21 protein-coding genes and 1 pseudogene are annotated in these 22,784 nt (G+C 62.5%); 14 read left to right on the plus strand and 8 right to left on the minus strand.

Translation table 11 applies throughout. The features are described 5' to 3' along the window. Positions 1-38: 38 nt before the first annotated feature. Together KVG91_RS28060 and KVG91_RS28065 are read left to right on the plus strand one after the other, a co-directional pair. Positions 39-860: pseudogene (locus tag KVG91_RS28060) on the plus strand (cache domain-containing protein); the annotation flags it as partial. A 102-nt stretch (positions 861-962) separates the two neighbouring features. Continuing rightward, entirely contained in the window at positions 963-1,718 is a 756-nt protein-coding gene (locus KVG91_RS28065) for a methyl-accepting chemotaxis protein (protein ID WP_404822453.1), read from the plus strand. A 394-nt stretch (positions 1,719-2,112) separates the two neighbouring features. On the opposite strand, the gene trhP is transcribed toward KVG91_RS28065, so the two are convergent. Next, on the minus strand, positions 2,113-3,435 hold the full coding sequence (gene trhP / locus KVG91_RS19760) for a prephenate-dependent tRNA uridine(34) hydroxylase TrhP (RefSeq protein WP_169377193.1): 1,323 nt from the start codon (positions 3,433-3,435) through the stop codon (positions 2,113-2,115). A 161-nt stretch (positions 3,436-3,596) separates the two neighbouring features. Here trhP and KVG91_RS19765 point away from each other — a divergent pair, with 161 nt between their 5' ends. Beyond that, positions 3,597-4,664: an AI-2E family transporter gene (locus KVG91_RS19765; RefSeq protein WP_169377194.1), complete on the plus strand. Its 1,068-nt coding sequence runs from the start codon at positions 3,597-3,599 to the stop codon at positions 4,662-4,664. Between the two features lie 3 nt (positions 4,665-4,667). Here KVG91_RS19765 and KVG91_RS19770 read toward each other — a convergent pair whose 3' ends face one another. From KVG91_RS19770 to KVG91_RS19780, 3 genes are all read right to left on the minus strand, one after another. Beyond that, on the minus strand, positions 4,668-4,850 hold the full coding sequence (locus tag KVG91_RS19770) for a hypothetical protein (protein ID WP_169377195.1): 183 nt from the start codon (positions 4,848-4,850) through the stop codon (positions 4,668-4,670). 91 nt (positions 4,851-4,941) lie between these two features. Next, positions 4,942-5,136, minus strand: coding sequence for a hypothetical protein (locus tag KVG91_RS19775; RefSeq protein ID WP_010211349.1), 195 nt, complete (start codon positions 5,134-5,136; stop codon positions 4,942-4,944). Between the two features lie 225 nt (positions 5,137-5,361). Beyond that, a complete protein-coding gene (locus KVG91_RS19780; RefSeq protein ID WP_169377196.1) occupies positions 5,362-5,733 on the minus strand; it encodes a hypothetical protein in 372 nt (123 codons plus the stop codon). Between the two features lie 156 nt (positions 5,734-5,889). Between KVG91_RS19780 and KVG91_RS19785 the strand changes: the two genes are divergently transcribed. The 3 genes from KVG91_RS19785 to KVG91_RS19795 all read left to right on the plus strand — a co-directional run bounded on the left by KVG91_RS19785 (position 5,890) and on the right by KVG91_RS19795 (position 10,022). Next, complete coding sequence (locus KVG91_RS19785) at positions 5,890-6,708, plus strand: shikimate 5-dehydrogenase (RefSeq protein ID WP_169377197.1); 819 nt, start codon at positions 5,890-5,892, stop codon at positions 6,706-6,708. 271 nt (positions 6,709-6,979) lie between these two features. Beyond that, complete coding sequence (gene nosP / locus KVG91_RS19790; RefSeq protein ID WP_169377198.1) at positions 6,980-8,125, plus strand: nitric oxide-sensing protein NosP; 1,146 nt, start codon at positions 6,980-6,982, stop codon at positions 8,123-8,125. Beyond that, the gene (locus KVG91_RS19795; protein WP_217894929.1) at positions 8,067-10,022 is read left to right on the plus strand and encodes a PAS domain-containing hybrid sensor histidine kinase/response regulator; all 1,956 of its coding nucleotides are present in this window, start codon (positions 8,067-8,069) and stop codon (positions 10,020-10,022) included. The genes nosP and KVG91_RS19795 overlap by 59 nt, the downstream gene beginning before the upstream one ends. A 153-nt stretch (positions 10,023-10,175) precedes the next feature. Here KVG91_RS19795 and KVG91_RS19800 read toward each other — a convergent pair whose 3' ends face one another. Further along, on the minus strand, positions 10,176-10,841 hold the full coding sequence (locus tag KVG91_RS19800) for a response regulator transcription factor (RefSeq protein ID WP_169378775.1): 666 nt from the start codon (positions 10,839-10,841) through the stop codon (positions 10,176-10,178). Positions 10,842-10,868: 27 nt separating this feature from the next. Beyond that, positions 10,869-11,408: a PQQ-dependent catabolism-associated CXXCW motif protein gene (locus KVG91_RS19805; RefSeq protein WP_169378774.1), complete on the minus strand. Its 540-nt coding sequence runs from the start codon at positions 11,406-11,408 to the stop codon at positions 10,869-10,871. A gap of 154 nt (positions 11,409-11,562) precedes the next feature. Here KVG91_RS19805 and KVG91_RS19810 point away from each other — a divergent pair, with 154 nt between their 5' ends. Continuing rightward, positions 11,563-12,189 (plus strand): response regulator, encoded by a 627-nt coding sequence (locus KVG91_RS19810; RefSeq protein ID WP_169378773.1) that lies wholly within the window; start codon positions 11,563-11,565, stop codon positions 12,187-12,189. Between the two features lie 883 nt (positions 12,190-13,072). Here KVG91_RS19810 and KVG91_RS19815 read toward each other — a convergent pair. Together KVG91_RS19815 and exaA are read right to left on the minus strand one after the other, a co-directional pair. Further along, entirely contained in the window at positions 13,073-13,720 is a 648-nt protein-coding gene (locus KVG91_RS19815; RefSeq protein ID WP_169374405.1) for a pentapeptide repeat-containing protein, read from the minus strand. A 57-nt stretch (positions 13,721-13,777) separates the two neighbouring features. Then, complete coding sequence (gene exaA, locus KVG91_RS19820; RefSeq protein ID WP_169374406.1) at positions 13,778-15,673, minus strand: quinoprotein ethanol dehydrogenase; 1,896 nt, start codon at positions 15,671-15,673, stop codon at positions 13,778-13,780. A gap of 253 nt (positions 15,674-15,926) precedes the next feature. On the opposite strand from exaA, the gene pedF reads away from it, so the two are divergent. From pedF to KVG91_RS19855, 7 genes are all read left to right on the plus strand, one after another. Continuing rightward, entirely contained in the window at positions 15,927-16,388 is a 462-nt protein-coding gene (pedF, locus tag KVG91_RS19825) for a cytochrome c-550 PedF (RefSeq protein ID WP_169374407.1), read from the plus strand. Between the two features lie 3 nt (positions 16,389-16,391). Continuing rightward, entirely contained in the window at positions 16,392-17,135 is a 744-nt protein-coding gene (locus KVG91_RS19830) for a quinoprotein dehydrogenase-associated SoxYZ-like carrier (RefSeq protein ID WP_169374408.1), read from the plus strand. Then, positions 17,132-18,070 carry a quinoprotein relay system zinc metallohydrolase 1 gene (locus tag KVG91_RS19835; protein ID WP_169374409.1) on the plus strand — a complete coding sequence of 313 codons (939 nt, stop codon included), beginning with the start codon at positions 17,132-17,134 and terminating at the stop codon, positions 18,068-18,070. Before KVG91_RS19830 ends, KVG91_RS19835 begins: the two co-directional genes overlap by 4 nt. Positions 18,071-18,084: 14 nt before the next feature. After that, a complete protein-coding gene (gene exaC / locus KVG91_RS19840; RefSeq protein WP_169374410.1) occupies positions 18,085-19,605 on the plus strand; it encodes an acetaldehyde dehydrogenase ExaC in 1,521 nt (506 codons plus the stop codon). 398 nt (positions 19,606-20,003) lie between these two features. Then, on the plus strand, positions 20,004-20,075 hold the full coding sequence (gene pqqA / locus KVG91_RS19845) for a pyrroloquinoline quinone precursor peptide PqqA (protein ID WP_124086857.1): 72 nt from the start codon (positions 20,004-20,006) through the stop codon (positions 20,073-20,075). Positions 20,076-20,178: 103 nt separating this feature from the next. Beyond that, positions 20,179-21,342, plus strand: coding sequence for an alcohol dehydrogenase-like regulatory protein ErcA (gene ercA, locus KVG91_RS19850; protein ID WP_169375661.1), 1,164 nt, complete (start codon positions 20,179-20,181; stop codon positions 21,340-21,342). Continuing rightward, entirely contained in the window at positions 21,326-22,696 is a 1,371-nt protein-coding gene (locus KVG91_RS19855) for an ATP-binding response regulator (protein WP_169375662.1), read from the plus strand. Before ercA ends, KVG91_RS19855 begins: the two co-directional genes overlap by 17 nt. Positions 22,697-22,784 lie beyond the last annotated feature (88 nt).

Raw genomic sequence — 22,784 nt, forward strand, 5'->3', positions numbered from 1 at the left:
TTAACCTCTCAAGTCGCCACTAATAAGAGAGAAAACCCATGCGCCTGAGCCTCAAGGCTAAAGTCCTGTCCCTTGCCGTAGTGCCGGTGTTGCTGTTTGCCGTGGTCATCAGCCTGACCACCGTGTGGATTTTGCAGGGGCAGGCGCGCAATGAGGTGGATGAAACCCGTCAGCGCCTGCTCAATGACGCCAAGGCCACGCTGCAAAGTTATGTCGAGGTGGCCATGAGCACCATCAAGCCGCTCTACGACGCGGCGGCCCCCGGCGATACCGCCGCGCGCGCCCAGGTGGTCAAGTTGCTGTCCAACACCAGCTATGGCAAGGACGGTTATTTCTTCGGCTACGATTCCGAGACCATTCGCCTGTTCAAGGGCAACAGCCCCGATGGCGTGGGCAAGAGCTTCAAGGACAACCGCGACCCCAACGGGGTGTACGTCAACCGCGACCTGGTCAAGGTCGGCAAGGACGGCACCCACTACCTGCAATACAGCTCGACCCAGCCGGGGCAGACCGAACTGGTGCCCAAGATGGGCTACACCGAATACCTGCCCAAGTGGGACATGGTCATTGGCACCTCGGTGAACCTGGACGGTATCGAAGCCCAGGTCGCGGTGGTCGAGGCCAAGGTCGAGAAGCGCATGGAAGGCGTACTGCTGAGCATCCTCGGCGTGGCCGTGGTGGTGCTGCTGGTGATCGCCGCCATTGGCATGGTGCTGGCCAATACGATCCTGCGCCCGCTGCACTTGATGAAAGCCAACCTCGACGACATCGCCGCCGGCGAAGGCGACTTGACCCGTCGCCTGGCCATCACCAGCCAGGACGAGTTGGGCGACCTCGCCGGTGCGTTCAACCGCTTTGTCGACAAGATCCACGGCCTGGTGCGCCAGATCACCGAAATGACCGCCCAGCTCACCGGCCTGGTCAGCCAGGTGTCCGAGCAGGCCCAGCGCTCCGAGCAGGCCATGGAACGCCAGCGCCACGAGACCGACCAGGTGGCCACCGCGATCAACCAGATGTCCTCCGCCGCACAGGAAGTGGCGCGTAGCGCCCAAGGTGCCTCGGTGGCCGCCCAGCAAACCGACGCCGAAGGCCAGGCCGCCAAGCGCGTGGTGGATGGCAGCATCGCGCAGATCCATGCGCTGGTGGGCGATATCCGCAGCAGCGGCGTGTCCCTCGACAGCCTGCAGCAGGACGTGTCGTCCATCGTCAGCGTGTTGAGCGTGATCCGCTCCATCGCCGAACAGACCAACTTGCTGGCGCTCAACGCCGCCATCGAGGCCGCGCGGGCAGGGGAGGCCGGGCGTGGGTTTGCCGTGGTTGCCGATGAAGTGCGCGCCCTGGCCAGCCGCACCCAGACCAGCACCCAGGAAATCCAGGGCATGATCGACCGCCTGCAAAAAGGCACCGAAGCCGCCGTGGAGGCCATGCGCCGTTCCAGCGATGCCGGCGACGGCACCTCGGCCCAGGCCAACCAGGCCGGGGCGTCCCTGGACACCATGGCCCAGTTGATCGGCACCATCAATTCGATGAACGCCCAGATCGCCAGCGCCGCTGAAGAGCAAACCGCCGTCGCCGAAGAAATCAACCGCAGCGTGCATCAGATCGCAGTGGCGGTGGACAGCGTGGCCGACGAGACCCAACGAGGCGCCCAGACGTCCCGCAGCCTGGCGGACCTGGGGCAGCGCCTGGGTCAGTTGGTGGGGCAGTTCAGGATTTGATGCGGGTGTAGGCGTAGATCAAGAGCGGGTTGAGTGCACTGCGCTGAACTGCTTTTCTGTGGGCGCTGGCTTGCCTGCGATAGACATAGGTATCTACACAACTTTGTAGTGAGCGGGCTTGTCCCGCGCTGGGTGGCGAAGCCGCCCCAAACCAGACGATCTGGTTTCATCTGGAACACTACGGTGTCCTTATCGGGGCCGCTTCGCCGCCCAGCGCGGGACAAGCCCGCTCACTACAAAGATGTTAGATGCCTATGCTGCGATAGCATCAACTCGGTGTAATTGATGTACCGAGTTGCCTGCATCGCAGGCAAGCCAGCTCCCACATTTGCACCGCGATTGACATAAGCAACGGATACGCCGCCAACCCAGCCCCGCTCCAGCTCGACAACCGCTACCGGATATCACGCATCAGCAAGCCGAAGCGTACGTCCATCTCGGCCGGTACCGGCACGTAAACCGTGTGCCCGTCCCCCGGCGCCACCTCGGTCGCCTCGCCCTGGCGGTTGTGCATCATCTGCAGGTCAAAGTGAAAGTTGCCGGCCGGGGTCATCAGTTCCAGGTGATCGCCCACGGCAAAGCGGTTCTTCACCTTGACCTCGGCCAACGTGCCCCGACGTTCACCGGTCAGTTCGCCGACGAACTGCTGGCGCTCCGACACCGAGCTGCCGTGCTGGTAGTTCTGGTATTCATCGTGCACGTGGCGGCGCAGGAAACCCTCGGTGTAGCCGCGCTGGGCCAGGGAGTCGAGGTCGGTCATGAGGCTGCGGTCGAACGCGCGCCCGGCCACGGCGTCATCGATAGCCCGACGATACACCTGGGTGGTGCGCGCGCAGTAAAAGTGGGATTTGGTGCGGCCTTCGATCTTCAGCGAGTGCACGCCCATGTGCGTCAGGCGTTCCACATGCTGCACTGCGCGCAAGTCCTTGGCATTCATGATGTAGGTGCCGTGCTCGTCCTCGAACGCGGGCATGTGCTCATCGGGGCGGTTGGCCTCCTGCAGCAGGAACACCCGCCCGGTCGGCGTGCCGATGCCCAGGGTCGGTTCCGGCTGGAACGCCTGGACAATATCGCCCGTGGCATTTTCCACTGCCGGGGTGGCCTGGTACTTCCAGCGGCATGCGTTGGTACAGGTGCCCTGGTTGGCGTCGCGCTTGTTCATATAGCCCGAGAGCAGGCAGCGCCCGGAATAGGCCATGCACAAGGCACCGTGCACAAACACTTCCAGTTCCATGGCCGGTACGTGCTCGCGGATCTCGGCGATCTCTTCCAGGGACAGTTCCCGCGACAGGATCACCCGGCAGATCCCCTGTTGCTGCCAGAACTCCACGCTGGCCCAGTTCACCGTATTGGCCTGCACCGACAAGTGCACCGGCATCTGCGGGAAATGGCGGCGCACCAGCATGATCAACCCCGGGTCAGACATGATCAGCGCGTCCGGGCCCTTGGCGATCACCGGGGCCAGGTCCTTCAGGAAGGTTTTCAGCTTGGCGTTGTGCGGCGCAATGTTGACCACCACGTAGAACCGCTTGCCCAGGGCATGGGCCTCCTGGATGCCAAGGGCCAGGTTGGCGTGGTCGAACTCGTTGTTGCGCACCCGCAGGCTGTAGCGCGGCTGGCCGGCGTAGACCGCATCGGCACCGTAGGCGAAGGCGTAACGCATGTTTTTCAGGGTGCCGGCGGGGGCGAGGAGTTCGGGAGCAATCACTGAGGGCATGGTCGGTACTTGAGTCAAAAAGTGCGGCAGGGTAGTGCACGCAGGCTAGAGGGTTATTGATCTGGGTCTACCCTTACAACAAAGATGGCACTCGCAGCGCCGGCAGCGGACTAAGCAGCAGGGCGCGGATGCGCGCTCTGCATTTTTGACATGGACCGGACATGAATCAAACCACTCTGCAATTCAAAACCCTGCTGTTGCTGCTGGGCCTGGTGACCATCGCCTTTATCTGGATATTACTGCCGTTCTACGGTGCGGTGTTCTGGGCGGTGATCCTGGGGATTATCTTTGCCCCGATGCAGCGTCGGCTGCAGCAGCGCTTTGGCTGGAACCGCAACCTCACCTCCCTGGCGACCTTGAGCACTTGCCTGGTCATCGCGATCCTGCCGGTGATCATCACCAGTGCCTTGCTGGTGCAGGAAGGCGCGACGCTCTACAAGAACGTCGAAAGCGGCAAGCTGGACGTGGCCGGGTACATCGAGCAGTTCAAGAACGTGTTGCCGCCGTACTTCCAGCACCTGCTCGACCGCTTCGGCATGGGCAACCTCGAAGGCTTGCGCGAAAAAATCGTCAAGAGCGCGATGCAGGGCAGTGAGTTCTTTGCCACCCAGGCGTTCAGCTTTGGCCAAGGCACGTTTGATTTCCTGGTGAGCTTTTTCATCATGCTGTACTTGCTGTATTTCCTGCTGCGCGACGGCCCGGAGCTGGTGCGCAAGGTGCGCCTGGCGGTGCCGCTGGCCGAGCCGCAGAAGCGTCGGTTGCAGCTCAAGTTCAATCGGGTGGTGCGCGCCACGGTCAAGGGCAATGTGCTGGTGGCCGTGACCCAGGGTGCGCTCGGCGGCTTGATCTTCTGGTTCCTGGACATCCCGAGTGCCTTGCTCTGGGCGGTACTGATGGCATTTCTGTCGCTGTTGCCGGCGGTCGGCGCGGGGATTGTCTGGGCGCCGGTGGCCGTTTATTTCCTGCTCAGCGGTTCGATCTGGCAGGGCGTGGTGCTGGCGCTGTTTGGCGTGTTCGTGATCGGCTTGGTAGACAACGTGCTGCGGCCGATCCTGGTGGGCAAGGACACCAAGATGCCGGACTACCTGATCCTGATCTCGACCCTGGGCGGCCTGTCGGTGTTTGGCCTGAACGGTTTCGTGATCGGGCCGCTGGTGGCCGCGTTGTTCATGTCCAGTTGGGCGTTGTTTGTGGAAAGCAAGCCGCGAGTCAAACTGCCATTACCGTGAGCCTCAGGCGTGAAGCCTGAAGTTCGAAGCATGCTGTAGCTGTTTTTCGGCGGCGGACAAGGACGTGAGCGGGCCGCTGATGGCTTCGCCATCACTTACCAGGTACCAGCAGGCGAGCAAACCCAAGGCTCGCAGCGGGGCGGGGACGGCGCTGCCGATGACGGACATGATCTGAACTGTGGGCATAAGGACCTCCAAACGTGATGGAGGTCACCTTACGGGGTGAGGCGACGCTGGAAAAATCACCTGTCTCGATAGTCGACATCGACGCGAAGTGTCAGTCCACCACTTGATCGAGCATGTTCACCACTTCCTGTTCGCTCAGCAAACCCTTGCGCACCAGGTTTTCCGCCAGCAGGGCGAGGAATTTGGCGCTGCGGTGGCCTTCCAGGTGCTTGAGCTCGGTGAGGGCGCTGTAGACCTTGCTGGACGTACAGAGGCCAGCGGTGCGGTGCGGATTTTGTGTGGGCATGGTCAGTCGTCCTTGTTGTTATTGGGTGGACAAGCTCAATAGTGAGAGTCTGTTGTGACACAAACATGACAGCGTGAGGTCTGCTCGGGCAAGTAGACATTGCCGTCGATGATGTGGGATTGCGCCTGCGGCACTGTCTTCAGAGCGACCTTGGCGCGACAAATCCGGCCTTTGCGGCAAAAAAAAGGCCCCGCAACCCTGCGAGGCCTGTTCCAGCGGCAGTGCTTACCAGCCGCGGCCGTAGTAGCCGTGGGGCGGCCCGTAATAGCCACGCGGTGGGCCATAGTAGCCACGCGGAGCGCCGTAATACACGGGCGCCGGGCGGTAATAAACCTGTTGTTGTACGTACACCGGTGGTGGCGGTGCGTAGTAGACCGGCGGCGCGGCATACACCGGTTGCGGTTGCACATACACCGGCTGCTGCACATAGACCTCACGTGGCTGGCTGGCAACCACGGAGCCCACCACGGCGGCGCCGACCAAGGCACCCAATACGGCCGGGCCACCCCAACCACCACCGTGGGCGGAGGCTTGGCCTGCCATCGCGAGTGCGCCAACAAGCAAGGCGATCTTGGGGATTGTACGAATCATGGTCATTCCTCGGTTAACCCCTGCGCTTGTGGTCTGCCATCAATCGACTCAAGTAATGTCGCGGGGGATACTTTTAAGACAACGTATTTCTAAAAAACAGCACAGCCGCCAGGTAAAGGTTGTGTAAGGTCTGTATCGATTTGCTTACTCAAGGAGTTACCCATGCAGATGCACCCCAACAAGGACACCCAGCTGTGCATGTCACTGTCGGCGCGCCCCGGGAATTTCGGCCTGCGTTTTCATAACCACCTGTACGAACAGCTGGGTCTGAACTTCTACTATAAGGCCTTCAGCAGCCAGGATTTGCCCGGCGCGATCGGTGGCATCCGCGCGCTTGGCATCCGCGGTTGCGGGGTGTCCATGCCGTTCAAGGAGGCCGCCATTGCCTTAGTGGACGAACTCGACGATTCGGTTCAAGCCATCGACTCGCTGAACACCATCGTCAACACCGACGGGCATCTCAAGGCCTATAACACCGACTACATCGCCATTGAACAATTGCTGAAAAAACACGCGGTGCCAAAGGAATCGACTTTTGCCCTGCGCGGCAGCGGCGGCATGGCCAAGGCCGTGGCCAGCGCTTTGCGCGATGGCGGCTATGCCAATGGCATCATCGTGGCGCGCAACGCAACCGCGGGCCAGGCGCTGGCGCGGAACCTGGGGTATGAGTGGCAGGCACAATTGGCTGGCTTGCGCCCGCAGATGCTGATCAACGTGACGCCCATCGGCATGACCGGCGGGCCGGAGGCAGATGCATTGGCGTTTGACGCCGACGTCGTAGAGGCCGCCGACACCGTTTTCGATGTGGTGGCGATTCCCGCCGAAACGCCGCTGATCCTGCGCGGTCGTGCCGAGGGCAAACGGGTGATCACCGGGTTGGAAGTGATCGCGATCCAGGCGTTGGAGCAGTTTGTGCTCTATACCGGGGTGCGTCCTACGCCTGAGCAGTTCGAGAAAGCCGTGGCATTTGCCCGCGCTTGAATGCACGTGCCTGATGGGATGAAAACTCATCCCATCGCATCCCCCACCCAGTACCCAAGTAGCATAGGTCTCACCGCCCACCCTTCGTACACTCATGTCTTAGAGGGCATAGGTACTACACATCTTGTAGTGAGCGGGCTTGCCCCGCGCTGGGTCGCGAAGCGGCCCCAAACCAGGCGACCTGGTTTGATCTGAAACTCGCGGTGTCTTTAATTGGGGCGGCTTCGCCGCCCAGCGCGGGGCAAGCCCGCTCACTACAAGGGGACCCACGATGCAGAGCAGTGAAGGTGTGGTCAGCGCCATGTCCCAGGCCGACGACCCTGGGCAGGCCGCCGAAGAGCTGGCGCGGCAACTGCTGCATCCCTACCTGGGTTTTGTGCTGTTTTTCTGTTCCGCCTCCTATGATTTGCAGGCCTTGGGCCAGGCGCTGCAACAGTGCTTCGCCAGCGTGCGGGTGGTCGGCTGCACCAGCGCCGGTGAGATCACCGCCCAAGGCTATGGCCGCAACTGCATCACGGCGGTGGGGTTCCACCACGCACACTTTTCCATCGCCACTGAGCTGATCGATCAGGTGGAGCACTTCAGCCTGATCAACGCCCAGGACATGGTCGAACGCCTTGTGGGCGGCTGTCGCAGCAACACGCTCGCGCCGATCAAGGGCAACACCTTCGCGCTGACCCTGCTCGATGGCCTGTCCAGCCGCGAAGAAATGGTGCTCGCCGCCCTCAGCGCGGCGCTTGGGGACATCCCTCATTTCGGCGGCTCGGCAGGCGACGACAACTTCCTCACCCACACCCACGTCTACTTCAACGGCGTGTTCCACAGCGGCGCGGCGGTGGTGGTGCTGGTCAATACCTGGCTGGATTTCGAGGTGTTCACCACCCATCACATCCTGCCGCGCAGCGAAAAACTGGTGGTCACCGGCGCCGACAGCCCGTCGCGCCGCGTCTTTGAACTCAACGCCGAGCCTGCCGCCGAAGAGTACGCGCGGCATATCGGCGTGGCGGTGGCCGACCTCGACCACCGCACCTTCGCCGCGCACCCGCTGGCGGTGCGCATCCACGACCAGTACTACGTGCGCGCCATCCAGCAAGTGCATGCAGACTTGAGCTTGAGTTTCTACTGCGCGGTAGAAAACGGCATCGTACTGACGGCGATGAAACCCGGACCGATTCTGCCGAACCTGGAAACCTTGTTCGAAGGCTTGCAATCGCGCCTCGGCGATCTGCTGTTGACCATCGGCTGCGACTGTTTCCTGCGCCGCCTGGAGCTGGAGGACAACGGCAGCCTGGAACAGATCGGCAACTTTCTGCGGGACCAGCGGGTGATGGGCTTCAACACCTATGGAGAACAGTTCAATGGCATGCACATCAACCAGACCTTCACCGGCGTCGCCATTGCCCGCGGCCGGCGCTGAATTGCTTGCCCAAGTGGCCCGGCTGCAACAGGACAACCACAAGCTGGCGCGGATCAACGCCGCACTGATCGAGCGCATCGAGTCCGGCATGAGCCAGGGCAACAACCCTTACACGACATTCCAGCATTCGGTGGTGCTGGCCGAGCAAGTGCGCGAGCGCACCGACGCGCTGAACCAGGCGATGGCCGAACTCAAGGCCAGCAACCACTTGCTGATCAACGCCCGGCTGCGCGCCGAAACCCTGCGCGGCGAGCAAGCCGCGGCGCAGAAGGCCCAGGAAAGCGAACGCTGGATCCGCCTGATCACCGACAACGTGCCGGCGCTGATCGGCTATCTGAATGCCGACCTGGTCTATGAGTTCACCAATAAAGTCTATGAACAATGGTACTGCTGGCCGCGCGGCATGATGCTCGGGCAAAGCCTTCGCCAGGTGCACAGCGAGCAGCATTGCCGGCGCCTGGATGCCTACGTCGCCCGCGCCCTGGCGGGGGAGAGCGTGACCTTCGAGTTTGCCGAAACCAACATCAACAACCAGGAACGCTACATGCTGCGCTCCTATGTACCGAATATGCTGTCCACCGGCGAAGTGGTGGGGATCTTCGTGCTGATTCGCGACATCACCGAACGCCGCCGTACCGCCGAGGCCTTGCACCAGGCCTATCAGCATCTGGAACAGCGCGTGGCCCAGCGCACCTCGGAGCTGACGTCGCTCAATGACCAGTTGCTCAAGGAAATCGACGAGCGCCGGCGCATGGAAACCCGCCTGCGCGAAGCCAAGCGGGAAGCCGAGCAGGCCAATTTGTCGAAAACCAAATTCCTCGCCGCCGTCAGCCACGACCTGCTGCAACCGCTGAACGCGGCGCGCCTGTTTACCAGCGCATTGCTGGAGCGACCCAGCGAAACCCTGGTGCGCAACGTGAGCAATTCCCTGGAAGACGTAGAAAACCTGCTGAGCACCCTGGTGGATATTTCCAAGCTGGACGCCGGGGTGATCAAGGCCGATATCGCACCCTTTGCCTTGAGCGAACTGCTGGACAACCTTGCCGTGGAGTACACCCAACTGGCCCGCGCCGAGGGGCTGGAACTGCACTTCATCGGCTGCTCGGCGCTGGTGCGCAGCGATATCCAGCTGCTGGCGAGAATTTTGCGCAACCTGCTGAGCAATGCGCTTCGCTACACCTACAAGGGCCGCGTGGTGCTGGGCTGCAGGCGCCAGCACCAGCGCGTGTTGATCCAGGTGTGGGACAGTGGCATGGGCATCGCCGAAGAGCGGCTTGAAGAGATTTTCCAGGAGTTCAAACGTGGCGATGTGCAGCGCCCGGATCAGGACCGCGGGCTGGGCCTGGGCCTGGCGATCGTGGAAAAAATCGCCGGGATCCTGGGGCATCGTATCAGCGTCAAGTCCTGGCCGGGCAGGGGCTCGGTGTTCTCGGTGGAGGTGCCGGTGAGCGCCACCGCGCCCAAGTCAGTGCCGACGCCGTGCCTGAGCGAGCCGATGCTCGAACGCCTGCAGGGCGCGCGCGTATGGGTGCTGGATAACGACGCGGCGATCTGCGCGGGCATGCGTACGTTGCTCGAAGGCTGGGGCTGCCGGGTGGTCACGGCACTGTCGGAACAGGACCTGGCGCGGCAGGTGGACAACTACCACGCCGAGGCGGACTTGCTGATTGCCGACTACCACCTCGATAACGACCAGAACGGCGTGGACGCCGTGGCCCGCATCAACGCCCGCCGGGGCAGCGCCATACCGGCACTGATGATCACCGCCAACTACAGCAATGAGTTGAAGCAGCAGATTCGCGAGTTGGGGCATACCTTGATGCACAAGCCGGTGCGGCCGATGAAACTGAAGACGGCGATGAGTCACTTACTTGGCCAAACCGGTCCTCTCTTGTAGTGAGCGGGCTTGCCCCGCGCTGGGTGGCGAAGCCGCCCTAAACCAGGCGGCTCGGTTTTGCGCGTAACTCGGCGATAACTGTATTAGGGCGGCTTCGCCACCCAGCGCGGGGCAAGCCCGCTCACTACAAAGATTTATCGTCGGGCTGTCGGCTCAGCGGCGCAGATAGGAGCCGAAATCGATATCCCCGGCACTCAGAATCGCCTGCACCCGGTTGTGCACATTCAACTTGCGCAAAATCGCCGACACATGCGCCTTCACCGTCGTCTCGGCAATCTCCAGGGTGTAGGCAATCTGCTTGTTCGACTCGCCCTTGGTCATTCGCTCCAATACCAGCAGCTGCTTGCGCGTCAGTGCCTGCAACAGTTCCGGAGCAAAGCTTGGGTTGTCGTTCAGGCGCCGGTGTCCGTTGCTTTTCTGGGTGCGGATGATGTCCGGCGGCAGGTAAACGTTGCCGTTGAGAATCTGCCGGATCGCCTCGGTCATTTGCAGGCGCGGCGACGACTTGGTGATAAACCCCACCGCGCCATAGGTGATGGCTTGCAGCACGATCTGCTTGTCCTGTTCGGCCGAGACAATCACCACCGGGATGGTGGGCGACTCGTTGCGCAGGTTGATCAGGCCGTTGAGGCCGTGCATGCCGGGCATGTTCAGGTCCAGCAGGATCAGGTCGAGATCGTCGTGCGCCTGGGTCAGGGCAAGGGCGCTGTCCAGGTCGGCGGTTTCCATCACGTCACTGCCGGGGAAACCATCGCTGATGACGTTATGGATCGCTTCACGAAACAGCGGGTGATCGTCGGCGATCAAAATTTTGTACATGGCCGTTCACCTTCTTGTTGTGGTTTTTTATTCAAAGGGTTCGGGTGCCGCAGCCGTCACGGGCAGTTTTGCCGCTTCCCATGCGTCCAAGCCATCGCGGTACCAATACACAGAGGTATAGCCCAGGCTGGCGGCTCGTTTTACCGCGTTCCAACTCAGCCAGCAATCGGAGCGGCAGTAGAACACCAGCGGGTGCCTCAGGTCGCCGCCGGTGAACGTGTACAGGTTGCGCACGAAGTAGCCCTGCCACTCGGGCGTGAGGTCGCCGTCGCCGGTATTGGCCAGCCAGCGGCTGCCGGGCAGGTTGGCGTGGGGCTGGTCCTCGATGAAACGGCCTTGCAGCCATTGGCGGCGGTACACGTCGATCAGCACCGGTGCCGGCGCCCGGGTGAGCAGGGTTTGCAGGGCAGGGGTGTCGACAATCGTGACCCCTGGCAAGTGATCGGGCGTAGGGCTGCGATACAGGCTGATGCGGTAGCCTTCGGCGGAAAACAGAGGGGTGTCGGCCTGTACGTGCGTGATCAACAGGCACAACAGTGCCGCAAGAGGCAGTCGAGCGGGCAGCATGGCGGGTCCGGGCGTTATCGTTATGCGCCCATTACACGCCAGTCCCGCTGCTTTGGGAATGCGACGATAGACAGCAAAACCGGTACCAAAGTAGTAGGTCGCGGCGCGGCGTGGGGTTCTAGCATGGACGAGAGCCGCTGCCATTGGAGGCACTATGAATATCCTGCTGGTCGATGATCACGCCGTGGTCCGCCTGGGTTACGCCGGCCTGTTGCGAAGCGGGCTGCCGGGCGTGGTGGTGCGCGAAGCGGCCAGCGGCGAAGAAGCCCTGGCGCGGGTGCACGAAGCGGTGCCGAACTTGGTGATCATCGGTTTCGGCCTGCCGGGTATCAGCGGCCTGGAAACCACACGCCGCTTGCGCCGACGCTTGCCGCAATTGCGCGTGTTGTTTTTCAGTCAACACGCCGAGCTGCCGCTGGTGCGCCAGGCTTTGGACGCCGGCGCGTCGGGTTACCTGACCAAAAGCGCGTCGCCCGAGGTGATGCTGGACGCGGTCGCGCGCATTCTCGACGGGCACACCTATATCGAACAGGATTTGGCGACGCAGTTGGCTTATCACCCGACGGATCGTCGCTTGCAAGGCATGACCCAGCGTGAGCTGGAGATTTTCCTGATGCTCGCCAGGGGGACTCCGGCCCGTTCGATTGCGGCTCAGTTGAGTATCAGCAGTAAGACGGTGTCCAATTACTTGACGTTGCTCAAGAGCAAATTGCGGGTGAGTTCCCATGCTGAGCTGGTGCATCTGGGGATTGGTATGGGGGTGGTGAGGGTTGTGGGGTGAGCGGGGGGCTGAGGTCTACATATCCATTATTTAGGTAACGGCGGCTGGCGGTTCCGCTCTTACAGCGGGTCACTTTTGGAAGGACCCAAAAGTAACCAAAAGGTCCTCGCCCCAACACTCGGCACCTCGCCTAGGCTCGGTGTGCCCTCACTCCGGCTTTGGAGCGTGGGCCGCCGCGATGGGCCATCCTTGGCCCAGCGCGGCTAACCCGGCGTCCTGCCGGGTTACCCACGCTCCAAAGCCTGCGTTCGGCCAGCGTGTTTGACGGGGCGATCCCAAATCAAAAGCCAAAGCGCGGCGGCCTTAGAGCCGACCGGTATTTGCTGTCGGTCCCGGTTCAAAATGTGGGAGCTGGCTTGCCTGCGATTGCATCAAGTCGGTGTGCCTGATGTACCGAGGTGTCTGCATCGCAGGCAAGCCAGCTCCCACAGAAAAGCAGATCGGTGGAATGCCATCTAACCTGCTTTTGATCTGCTCTTGATCTGCTCTTGATCTGCTCTTGATCTGCTCTTGATCTGCACTTGATCTGCACTTGATCTGCACTTGATCTGGCTTTTGATCTTGATCTCAGGCGCCCCGTCAACCACGCTGGCCGAACGCAGGCTTGAATCCGTGGGTAACCCGGCAGGACGCCGGGTTAGCCGTCCTGGGCCATGGATGGCCCATGACGGCGGCCCACGGATTCAAGCCGGAGTGAGGGCACACCGAGCCTAAGCGAGGTGCCGAGTGGTGGGGCAAGAGCCCTTTTGGTTACTTTTGGGGCTCTTTTCCAAAAGTGACCCGCCGTAAGGGCGGAACCAATAGCCGCCATTACCCAAATAACGGATATGTACCCGTTCACCCCAACAGCCTGGTCGGCCCAGAGGCCGCCAAGGAAATCACCTCAACGATCCCACCCCCCAGGGCACCCCTCACACCCCTCCATATTCGCATCCTGAAAATTCGCATAATGCTGCCGACTCCCCGTAAGCCTGGCCTTTTCCAAATTACTCTCCCCAAACTTGGCCTCTTGCAAATTGGCATCACTCAGATCGGCACCCTGCAGGTCAGCCTTGCTCAACCAGGTCATCTCCAGATCCGCCGCCCGCAGGTCAACCTTGTGCATCTTCGCGCCCGACAACCGCGCAAACTGCAGGTAGGCCGCGCTGAGGTTGGCGTTTTCAAATTGCGCACCCTGGGCAAACATTCCCCAGCCTTGCACGGCGGTCAGCGTGGCGCCGGTGAAGTCCGCCAGGCGCAGGTTGCTTTGTTGCAGGCTGGCGCGGGTCAGGTTGGCGCCTTGCAAACGGGCTTTTTCCAGGTTGGCCAGGTCGAGGTTGGCGTGGCGCAGGTTGGCCTCGCGCAGGTCGGCGCCGGCCAGGTTCATTTTGCTCAGGTTCTGGTTGCTCAGGTTCGCGCCCTTGAGGTCGGCGCCCGGGCATTGGCTGTGTTCGGCGATGGTGCAGCCGTTAATGATCAGCGGGGCGTCGTCGCCGTCGTCGGCATGGGCCAGGGGCAGGCTCAGCAGGAGCAGTAAAGGCAAGAGTTTCATGGCAAGGCCTCTAAAGAAGAACAGCAGGGAGCGTGTGTCCACTCTCCCTGCCCAGGGTTATTTCTGCGCGGTTTTCTGATCCCAGCTCGGGATCTTGAACACCCAGAACGACCCACCCTGTGCCACCGGCTTGGTCAGTTCGGCCATGTCGCCGCCCCACAGCGGCACCGCGCCGCCATAGCCGACGGTCACGCCGATGTACTGCTCGCCATCCTGTTCCCAGGTGATCGGCGGCGAGACGATGCCGCTGCCGGTCTGGAACTTCCACAGTTCCTTGCCGGTTTTCGCATCGAAGGCCTTGAAGAAGCCGTCGCCGGTGCCGGTGAAGACCAGGTTGCCCTTGGTCGCCAGCACGCCGGCCCACAGTGGCAGGGCTTCCTTGTGCTCCCACACCACCTTGCCGGTGGTCGGGTTCATCGCGCGCAGGGTGCCGACGTGGTCGTCGTACATGCGTTTGATGCGAAAGCCCATGCCCAGGTAGGCCGAGCCTTTCTTGTAGTTGACCTCTTCGGTCCAGTATTCCTCTTTCCATTGGTTGCCCGGGATGTAGAACAGGCCGGTATCCTGGCTGTAAGCCATGGGGTTCCAGTTCTTGCCACCGAGGAACGGCGGCGAAACTTCCACCGACTTGCCCTTGGTTTCACCGGGCAATGGCTTGGCCGGCCGCTGGCCTTCGTTTTCCACCGGGCGACCGGTCTTGAGGTCGATGTGGCTGGCCCAGGTGATGTTGTCGACGAACGGGAAGGCGTTCTGCAGCTTGCCGTTGTTGCGGTCCACCACGTAGAAGAAGCCGTTGCGGTCGGCATGGCCGGTGGCCTTGACCACTTTGCCGTCCTTGTCCTTGTAGTCGAACAGCACCAATTCGTTGTTGCCGGAGAAGTCCCAGGCATCGTTCGGCGTGTGCTGGTAGAACCACTTCACTTCGCCGGTGCTGGGGTCGACGCCGACCTGGCCCGAGGTGTAGAGGCTGTCGAAGTCATGGGGGTTGCCGTCCTTGGCGGTGCGCGCCCAGGTGTTCCACGGGCCGGGGTTGCCGGCGCCGACGATGATGGTGTTGGTCTCGGCATCGAAGCTCGCGCTCTGCCAAGGCGCGCCGCCGCCATGGCTCCAGGCCTCGACCTTGCCGGTTTCGGTGGTCGGGTCATCCGGCCATGACGGCGCCTTCACGTCGCCGGTCGGCGTGCTGTCCTTGCCGTTCAGGCGGCCCATGTGGCCCTCCACGAACGGGCGCATCCAGACTTCTTCACCGGTGTCCGGGTCGCGTGCATACAGCTGGCCGACCACGCCGAACTCATCGCCGGAGCTGCCGTGGATCAGCAGTACTTTGCCGCTGACCTTGTCCTTGATCAGCACCGGGGCGCCGGTCATGGTGTAGCCGGCGGCGTGGTCGCCGAATTTCTTGTTCCACACCACTTTGCCGGTGTTCTTGTCGAGGGCGATCAGGCGCGCATCGAGGGTGCCGAAGTAGATCTTGTCGCCGAAGATCGCCGCGCCGCGGTTGACCACGTCGCAGCACGGGCGAATGTTGTCGGGCAGGCGGTGGTTGTAGGTCCACAGGCGCTTGCCGGTCTTCGCGTCGAGGGCGAACACGCGGGAATAGGAGCCGGTGACGTACACCACGCCGTCGTTGACGATGGCCTGGGATTCCTGGCCACGCTGCTTCTCGTCGCCGAACGAGTAGGACCAGGCCGGGGTCAGCTTGAATACGTTCTTGTCGTTGACCTGGGCCAAGGGGCTCCAGCGCTGGGCATTGGTGCCCATGCCATATTGCAGCACGTCCTGGGTGGTCAGGTGGTCGTTGGCGATGTCTTCCCAGGTCACGTTGTGGGTCGGCTTGGCAGCGGGGTCAGCGGCGGCATGGCTCGCGGCACTGAGGGACAGGCTGCCCACCAGCAGAAAAGCCTGCACGGCAAGGCTCAAGGGTGAGCGGGCGGGTAGCGATCTTATTGTCATGGTTGCAGTTCCCAGTGGAGGTTTTGGCCTGTACAGGTTGCTGCCTGACGGGGGCGGCGAATACGGAAAAAGTCCCGGTGTTGCCGGGACAATTTCCCGAACCGCCTCTGATTTAGCAGTGCCCCACAAGGCCTGCTACCAACGGATGAGAACCCGGCCACCAAAGCAGCATACGGGTGCCGTCGAGCGCTTCCTAAGATGGTTGCCATGGCCTCTGCCAAGAGGTCTTGCGTGCAATCCTGAGGGAAAAATAATGACAACAAAACGCAACGCCTTGCTGACTGCCTGCCTGCTTGCCGGTGCGATCGGTGCCGGTTCCGCCTGGGCCCACGGCAACGTGACGCCAACCGCCGTGGAAACCAAGGGTCTCACCCCGATCAAGGACGCCGGCGTGCCGCTGGACGCCGATGGCTGGGCCGCCACCAACCCTTATCGCACCCGCCCCGAACGTGACAAAGCGGTGGAGGTCGGCGCCTCGGCGTACAACCAGAACTGCGCGGCGTGCCATGGCCTGGAAGCCAAGTCCGGCGGAATCGCGCCCGACCTGCGCATGCTCGATGCCGGCGACGCCGGGGATGAATGGTTTGTCGAGCGGGTCCGCCACGGCGCCGTGCGCGATGGCCGGGTGTACATGCCGAAGATGGCCGACTACCTGAGCCAGGAAGCCCTGTGGGCGGTGCGCACCTACCTCGACAGCGTGCACGTCGAGGAGTAAGCCATGCGCCTGCGTGGGTGGTGGATCTGCTGTGTGCCGATGCTGGCCTGGGGCGCGCCCGTCGACCCGGTGCCCTCGGTGATGTGGGCCTACTATCACCAGCGTTTTCTCGCCAATGCACCGTTCGTGTTCGACGAGCGGGTCAAGCTCCTGGCGCCGCCGTTCGCCGAAGATGCGCGCCAGGTACCGTTGGAGATCGATGCCCGCGCATTCAAGGGTGACGTGGTCAAGATCCTCGCCTGGGCCGAACTCAACCCGTTGCCGCAGATTGTCGACTTCCAGCCCATTGAGCGCGTGCTGCCATGGCTGTCGATCCGCGTGCGTATCGAACAGGCCACGCCGTTGCGCGCGGCGGTATTGACCCGGGATGGCATGTGGCACGTCGGCTCGGCCCTGATCGATGCCGCTGGCGGCGGCTGCACGGCGCCCAGCGTGGTGCGCACGCAACCGGGTTGGGAAGACCACCTGGGCGAAGTGCTCGGCGGGCGTTACCCGCGCGCCGAGTTCAGCCGGGTAAAGCTGCACGTTGCCCACCCGATGGATAACGGCATGGTCAGCGGCATTCCCGAATTTTTCATCAACCGTGCCGAACTGCGCGGTGATGACAACCGGCTGTTGGCGCGCCTGGAACTGTTCCCCGCCGTCAGCGAAAACCCCAACCTGGCTTTTGACGTCGAGGGCTCCGGGCCTACGCGCCTGACCCTGCGCGACACCAGCGGCAGCCAATTCGACGCGGTCATCCCATGAACCCGCGCTGGATAATGCTCTGGCTGATCCTGTTCAGCCTGCCGGTGCTGGCCGAGCTGGATTACGCGCTCAAGCCTCGCTTGATCGCCGACGACACCTGGCTGCTGGAAGGCAGCACGGAGAACTTCACCAAGGACAACGGCGGCAACATCGTCAACGTCGGGTTCATCGTCACCGAAGCCGGCGTGGTGGTGATCGACACCGGGCCTTCCAGGCGCTATGGCGAAGCGCTGCGCCAGGCCATCGCACGGGTCACCGATAAGCCGGTGATCCAGGTGTTGCTGACTCACCACCATCCCGACCATGCGCTGGGCAACCAAGCGTTCAAGGATGTGCCGATCGGCGCCCTGGCCGGCACCGCCGAGTTGCTGCATGCGCAGGGCGACAGCATGGCCGAGAACCTGTACCGCCTGGTCGGCGACTGGATGCGCGGCACCGAAGTGGTCCTGCCCGGCGAAGTGCTGCAGCCCGGCGTGAAAACCTTCGGCAGCCACGACCTGCAACTGCTGCACCTGCGCGGCCACACGGGCGCTGACCTGGCGATCCTCGACCGCAAGACCGGCGTGCTGTTCGCCGGTGACCTGGTGTTCTACCAGCGCGCACTCACCACCCCGCATTCACCGGGCCTTGCGCAGTGGCTGGCGGACATCGCCACCCTGCAAGGCTTGCCCTGGACGCTGGTGGTGCCCGGCCACGGCCCTATCGCGACCGACGCAAAACCCTTCGAACAGATGCACGACTACCTCACCTGGCTCGACCACCTGCTGCGCGACGGTGCGGCCCAAGGCCGCGACATGTCCGAGCTGATCCGCAGCCCGATTCCCGAACGTTTCGCGACCATCAACCTGGCGCGCTACGAGCTGACCCGCAGCGTGACTCATTTGTATCCGCAGTACGAACGCATCCAGATGCAGCCCATCAATACCCAACAATAAATAGAGGCCTCACCATGATCTACGCACAACCAGGCACCCCCGGCGCCATCGTCAGCTTCAAGCCGCGCTACGGCAATTACATCGGCGGTGAGTTCGTCGCACCGATCAATGGCGAATACTTCACCAATACCTCGCCGGTCACTGGCGAAGTCATCGCCGAATTCCCGCGCTCCAGCGCCGCCGATATCGACAAGGCCCTCGACGCCGCCCATGCCGCCGCCGACGCCTGGGGCAAGACCTCGGCCCAGGACCGCTCCCGGGTACTGCTGAAAATCGCCGACCGCATCGAGCAGAACCTCGAAGTGCTGGCCGTGGCCGAGACCTGGGACAACGGCAAGGCCGTTCGCGAAACCCTCAACGCCGACGTGCCGCTGGCCGCTGACCATTTCCGCTACTTCGCCGGTTGCATCCGCGCCCAGGAAGGCGGCGCCGCCGAGATCAACGAGCTGACGGCCGCTTACCATTTTCATGAGCCGCTGGGTGTGGTCGGGCAGATCATCCCGTGGAACTTCCCGCTGCTGATGGCCGCGTGGAAACTGGCGCCTGCGCTGGCCGCCGGTAATTGCATCGTGCTCAAGCCGGCCGAGCAGACGCCGCTGTCGATCATGGTGTTTGCCGAGCTGATCAATGATCTGCTGCCGCCGGGTGTGCTCAACATCGTCCAGGGCTTCGGCCGCGAAGCGGGGGAGGCGCTGGCCACCAGCAAGCGCATCGCCAAGATCGCCTTCACCGGTTCCACTCCGGTGGGCGCGCACATCATGCACGCGGCGGCCGAGAACATCATTCCGTCCACCGTGGAACTGGGCGGCAAGTCGCCGAACATCTTCTTTGAAGACATCATGCAGGCCGAGCCGCAATTCATCGAAAAAGCCGCCGAGGGCCTGGTGCTGGCGTTTTTCAACCAGGGCGAAGTGTGCACCTGCCCGTCGCGGGCGCTGGTGCAGGAGTCGATTTACGACGACTTCATGAAAGTGGTGATGAAGAAGATCGTCAAGATCAAGCGTGGCAACCCGCTCGACACCGAAACCATGGTCGGCGCCCAGGCGTCCGAGCAGCAATACGACAAAATCCTCTCCTACCTGAAGATCGCCCAGGAAGAGGGCGCAGAGTTGTTGACGGGCGGCGCGGCCGAGCGTCTGGAGGGGGACCTGGCCAGCGGTTATTACATCCAGCCGACCTTGCTCAAGGGCCACAACAAGATGCGCGTGTTCCAGGAAGAAATCTTCGGCCCGGTGGTGGGTATTACCACCTTCAAGGACGAGGCCGAAGCGCTGGCCATTGCCAACGACAGCGAGTTCGGCCTCGGCGCCGGCCTGTGGACCCGCGACATCAACCGCGCGTACCGCATGGGCCGGGCGATCAAGGCCGGGCGGGTGTGGACCAACTGTTATCACCTGTACCCGGCGCATGCGGCGTTTGGGGGCTATAAAAAATCGGGCGTGGGGCGTGAGAACCACAAGATGATGCTCGACCATTACCAGCAGACCAAAAACCTGCTGGTGAGCTACGACATCAACCCGCTGGGGTTCTTCTGATTCTGACTTGAAATGCCTTCCCCTGTGGGAGCTGGCTTGCCTGCGATAGCCATAGGTATCGACACAATTTAAAAGTCTGAAAAATCTCCCTGTAGTGAGCGGGCTTGTCCCGCGCTGGGTGGCGAAGCCGCCCCAAACCAGGCGGCCGGGTTCTACCTCTAGTTCGGTGATGCCTTTATTGGGGCGGCTTCGCCACCCAGCGCGGGACAAGCCCGCTCACTACAAAAATGTGTAGATACCTATGGCTATCGCAGGTAAGCCAGCTCCCGCATTTGATTGATGTGACTCTGATACTAATGCAGCGTGCCAACTCCTTCGAAAGTAGCATTCGCCTCGCACACGCCCCATGCATTAATGACTCGACCGGAACCCTCCGGCACAACAAGAGGACTGCCCCCATGTGGACCAAACCGACCTACACCGACCTGCGCATCGGCTTTGAAGTCACGATGTACTTCGCCAACCGCTGACCGCGGGTACTACCAGGAGGATGCCTCTTTGGTCTGATTGCATTCGCAGCCGGATCGGTTAGTGTGGAGCGCATCTTCCAGAATAATAAAAACAGGCTTTCCAATGAGCCCAAACCTGAGCCTCCTGCGTAAATTCGTCTCGCCTGAAATCATCTTTGGTGCCGGCTGCCGGCACAATGTCGGCAATTGCGCCAAGACCTTCGGCGCGCGCAAAGTGCTGGTGGTCAGCGACCCCGGCGTGATCGCCGCCGGTTGGGTCGCCGATGTGGAAGCCAGCCTGCAAGCCATCGGTATCGACTACTGCCTGTACAGCGCCGTCTCGCCCAACCCGCGCGTCGAAGAAGTGATGACTGGCGCCGAGGTGTACCGCGAGAACCACTGCGACGTGATCGTGGCCATCGGCGGCGGCAGCCCGATGGACTGCGGCAAGGCCATCGGTATCGTGGTGGCCCATGGGCGCAGCATCCTGGAGTTCGAAGGCGTCGACACCATCCGCGTGCCCAGCCCGCCGCTGATCCTGATCCCCACCACCGCCGGCACTTCTGCGGATGTTTCGCAGTTCGTGATCATCTCCAACCAGCAGGAACGCATGAAGTTCTCCATCGTCAGCAAGGCGGTGGTGCCGGATGTATCGCTGATCGACCCGGAAACCACCGCCAGCATGGACCCGTTCCTGTCCGCCTGCACCGGCATCGACGCGTTGGTGCATGCCATCGAAGCGTTCGTCTCCACCGGCCATGGCCCGCTGACCGACCCCCATGCGCTGGAAGCGATGCGCCTGATCAACGGCAATCTGGTGCAGATGATTGCCAACCCCGGCGACATCGCCCTGCGCGAAAAAATCATGCTGGGCAGCATGCAGGCCGGGCTGGCGTTTTCCAATGCGATCCTCGGTGCGGTGCACGCCATGTCCCACAGCCTTGGTGGCTTTCTTGATTTGCCCCACGGGCTGTGCAACGCGGTATTGGTGGAACATGTGGTGGCCTTCAATTACAACTCGGCGCCGGAACGCTTTAAAGTGATCGCCGAGACGTTTGGCATCGACTGCCGAGGCCTCAATCATCGGCACATCTGCGGGCGCCTGGTGGAGCATCTGATCGCGCTCAAGCATGCCATTGGCTTCCACGAAACCCTCGGCCTGCATGGGGTGCGCGTGGCCGATATCCCGTTCCTGTCGCAGCATGCGATGCACGACCCGTGCATCCTCACCAACCCGAGGGAATCGAGCCAGCGGGACGTCGAGGTCGTCTATGGCGAAGCTCTCTGACCAACAGCAACGCGCGCTCGCGGGCCTGCTCGGGCTGGGCAACCAGTCGGCGCGCAAGAGCCACTATCCCGAGCTGACGGCACGCCTGGATGAACTGGAGGCCGAGCGCAACCGCTATATCCGCCTCAACGATGAGCTGGAGCAGCGTGTCGCGGCGCGCACCGATGAACTGCTGGAAGCCAACCACAACCTGCAGCAGCAGATCGCCCAGCGCGAACAGGTCGAGCAGGACCTGCGCGACGCCCGCGACGCCGCCCAGGCCGCCAACCGCAGCAAGGACAAATACCTGGCCGCGGCCAGCCATGACCTGCTGCAGCCTTTGAACGCGGCGCGGCTGTTGATCGCCACCCTGCGCGAGCGGCAGCTGCCCAGCGTCGAGCAGGTGCTGGTGGAGCGCACGCACCAGGCGCTGGAGGGGGCCGAGGACCTGCTCACCGACTTGCTGGATATTTCGCGGCTGGATCAGGCGGCGGTCAAGCCGGATGTGGCGCTGTATCGCCTCGACGAGCTGTTCGCGCCGCTGGTCTCGGAGTTTCAATCGGTTGCCCAGGCGGCCGGGTTGAACCTGCGGGTGCACACCGGCTGCTATGCGATCAACACCGACCTGCGCCTGCTGACGCGGATCCTGCGTAATTTCCTGAGCAATGCCTGCCGTTATACCGACGAGGGTTGCATCCTGCTGGGCGCGCGCAAGCGCGGTAAGGGTTTGCGCCTGGAGGTATGGGACACCGGGCGCGGCATTGCGGCGGACCGGTTGGAGGCGATCTTCCTCGAGTTCAACCAGCTCGACGTCGGCCGCGCGGCGGACCGTAAGGGCGTGGGGCTGGGTTTGGCGATTGTCGAGCGTATCGCCGATATTCTCGGGTATCCGATTGCGGTGCGTTCGTGGCCGGGGCGTGGCTCGATGTTCAGCATCGAAGTGCCCCTGAGTGATGAAATGCCCTTGCCGATCAGCCAACTGCCGGTGCAACCGAGCACGGGCAACCCGCTGCCGGGCCGGCGGTTGCTGGTGATCGATAACGAGGTGAGCATCCTCGAAAGCATGCGCGCGTTGCTCGGGCAGTGGGGCTGCGAAGTGGTCACCGCCACCGACCTGACCGGTGCGTTGCTGGCGCTGGAGGGCAGGGCGCCGGAGTTGATCCTGGCCGATTATCACTTGGACCATGGGGTGGTGGGGTGCCAGGTGGTGCGCCATTTACGCGAGCATTTCGAGCAGAAGATTCCTGCGGTGATCATTACGGCCGACCGCACCGACCAATGCCGCCGCGCGTTGCGGCGACTGGACGCGCCGCTGTTGAACAAACCGGTCAAGCCCGGCAAATTGCGCGCGGTCCTGAGCCAGATGCTTGGCTGACGCCACAGCAAACCCAACCCCCATGTGGGAGTGGACCTCTGTGGGAGCTGGCTTGCCTGCGATAGCGTCACCGCGGTGCCGCTATCGC

This window comes from Pseudomonas azadiae (assembly GCF_019145355.1).
Classification (GTDB): Bacteria; Pseudomonadota; Gammaproteobacteria; order Pseudomonadales; family Pseudomonadaceae; genus Aquipseudomonas; species Aquipseudomonas azadiae.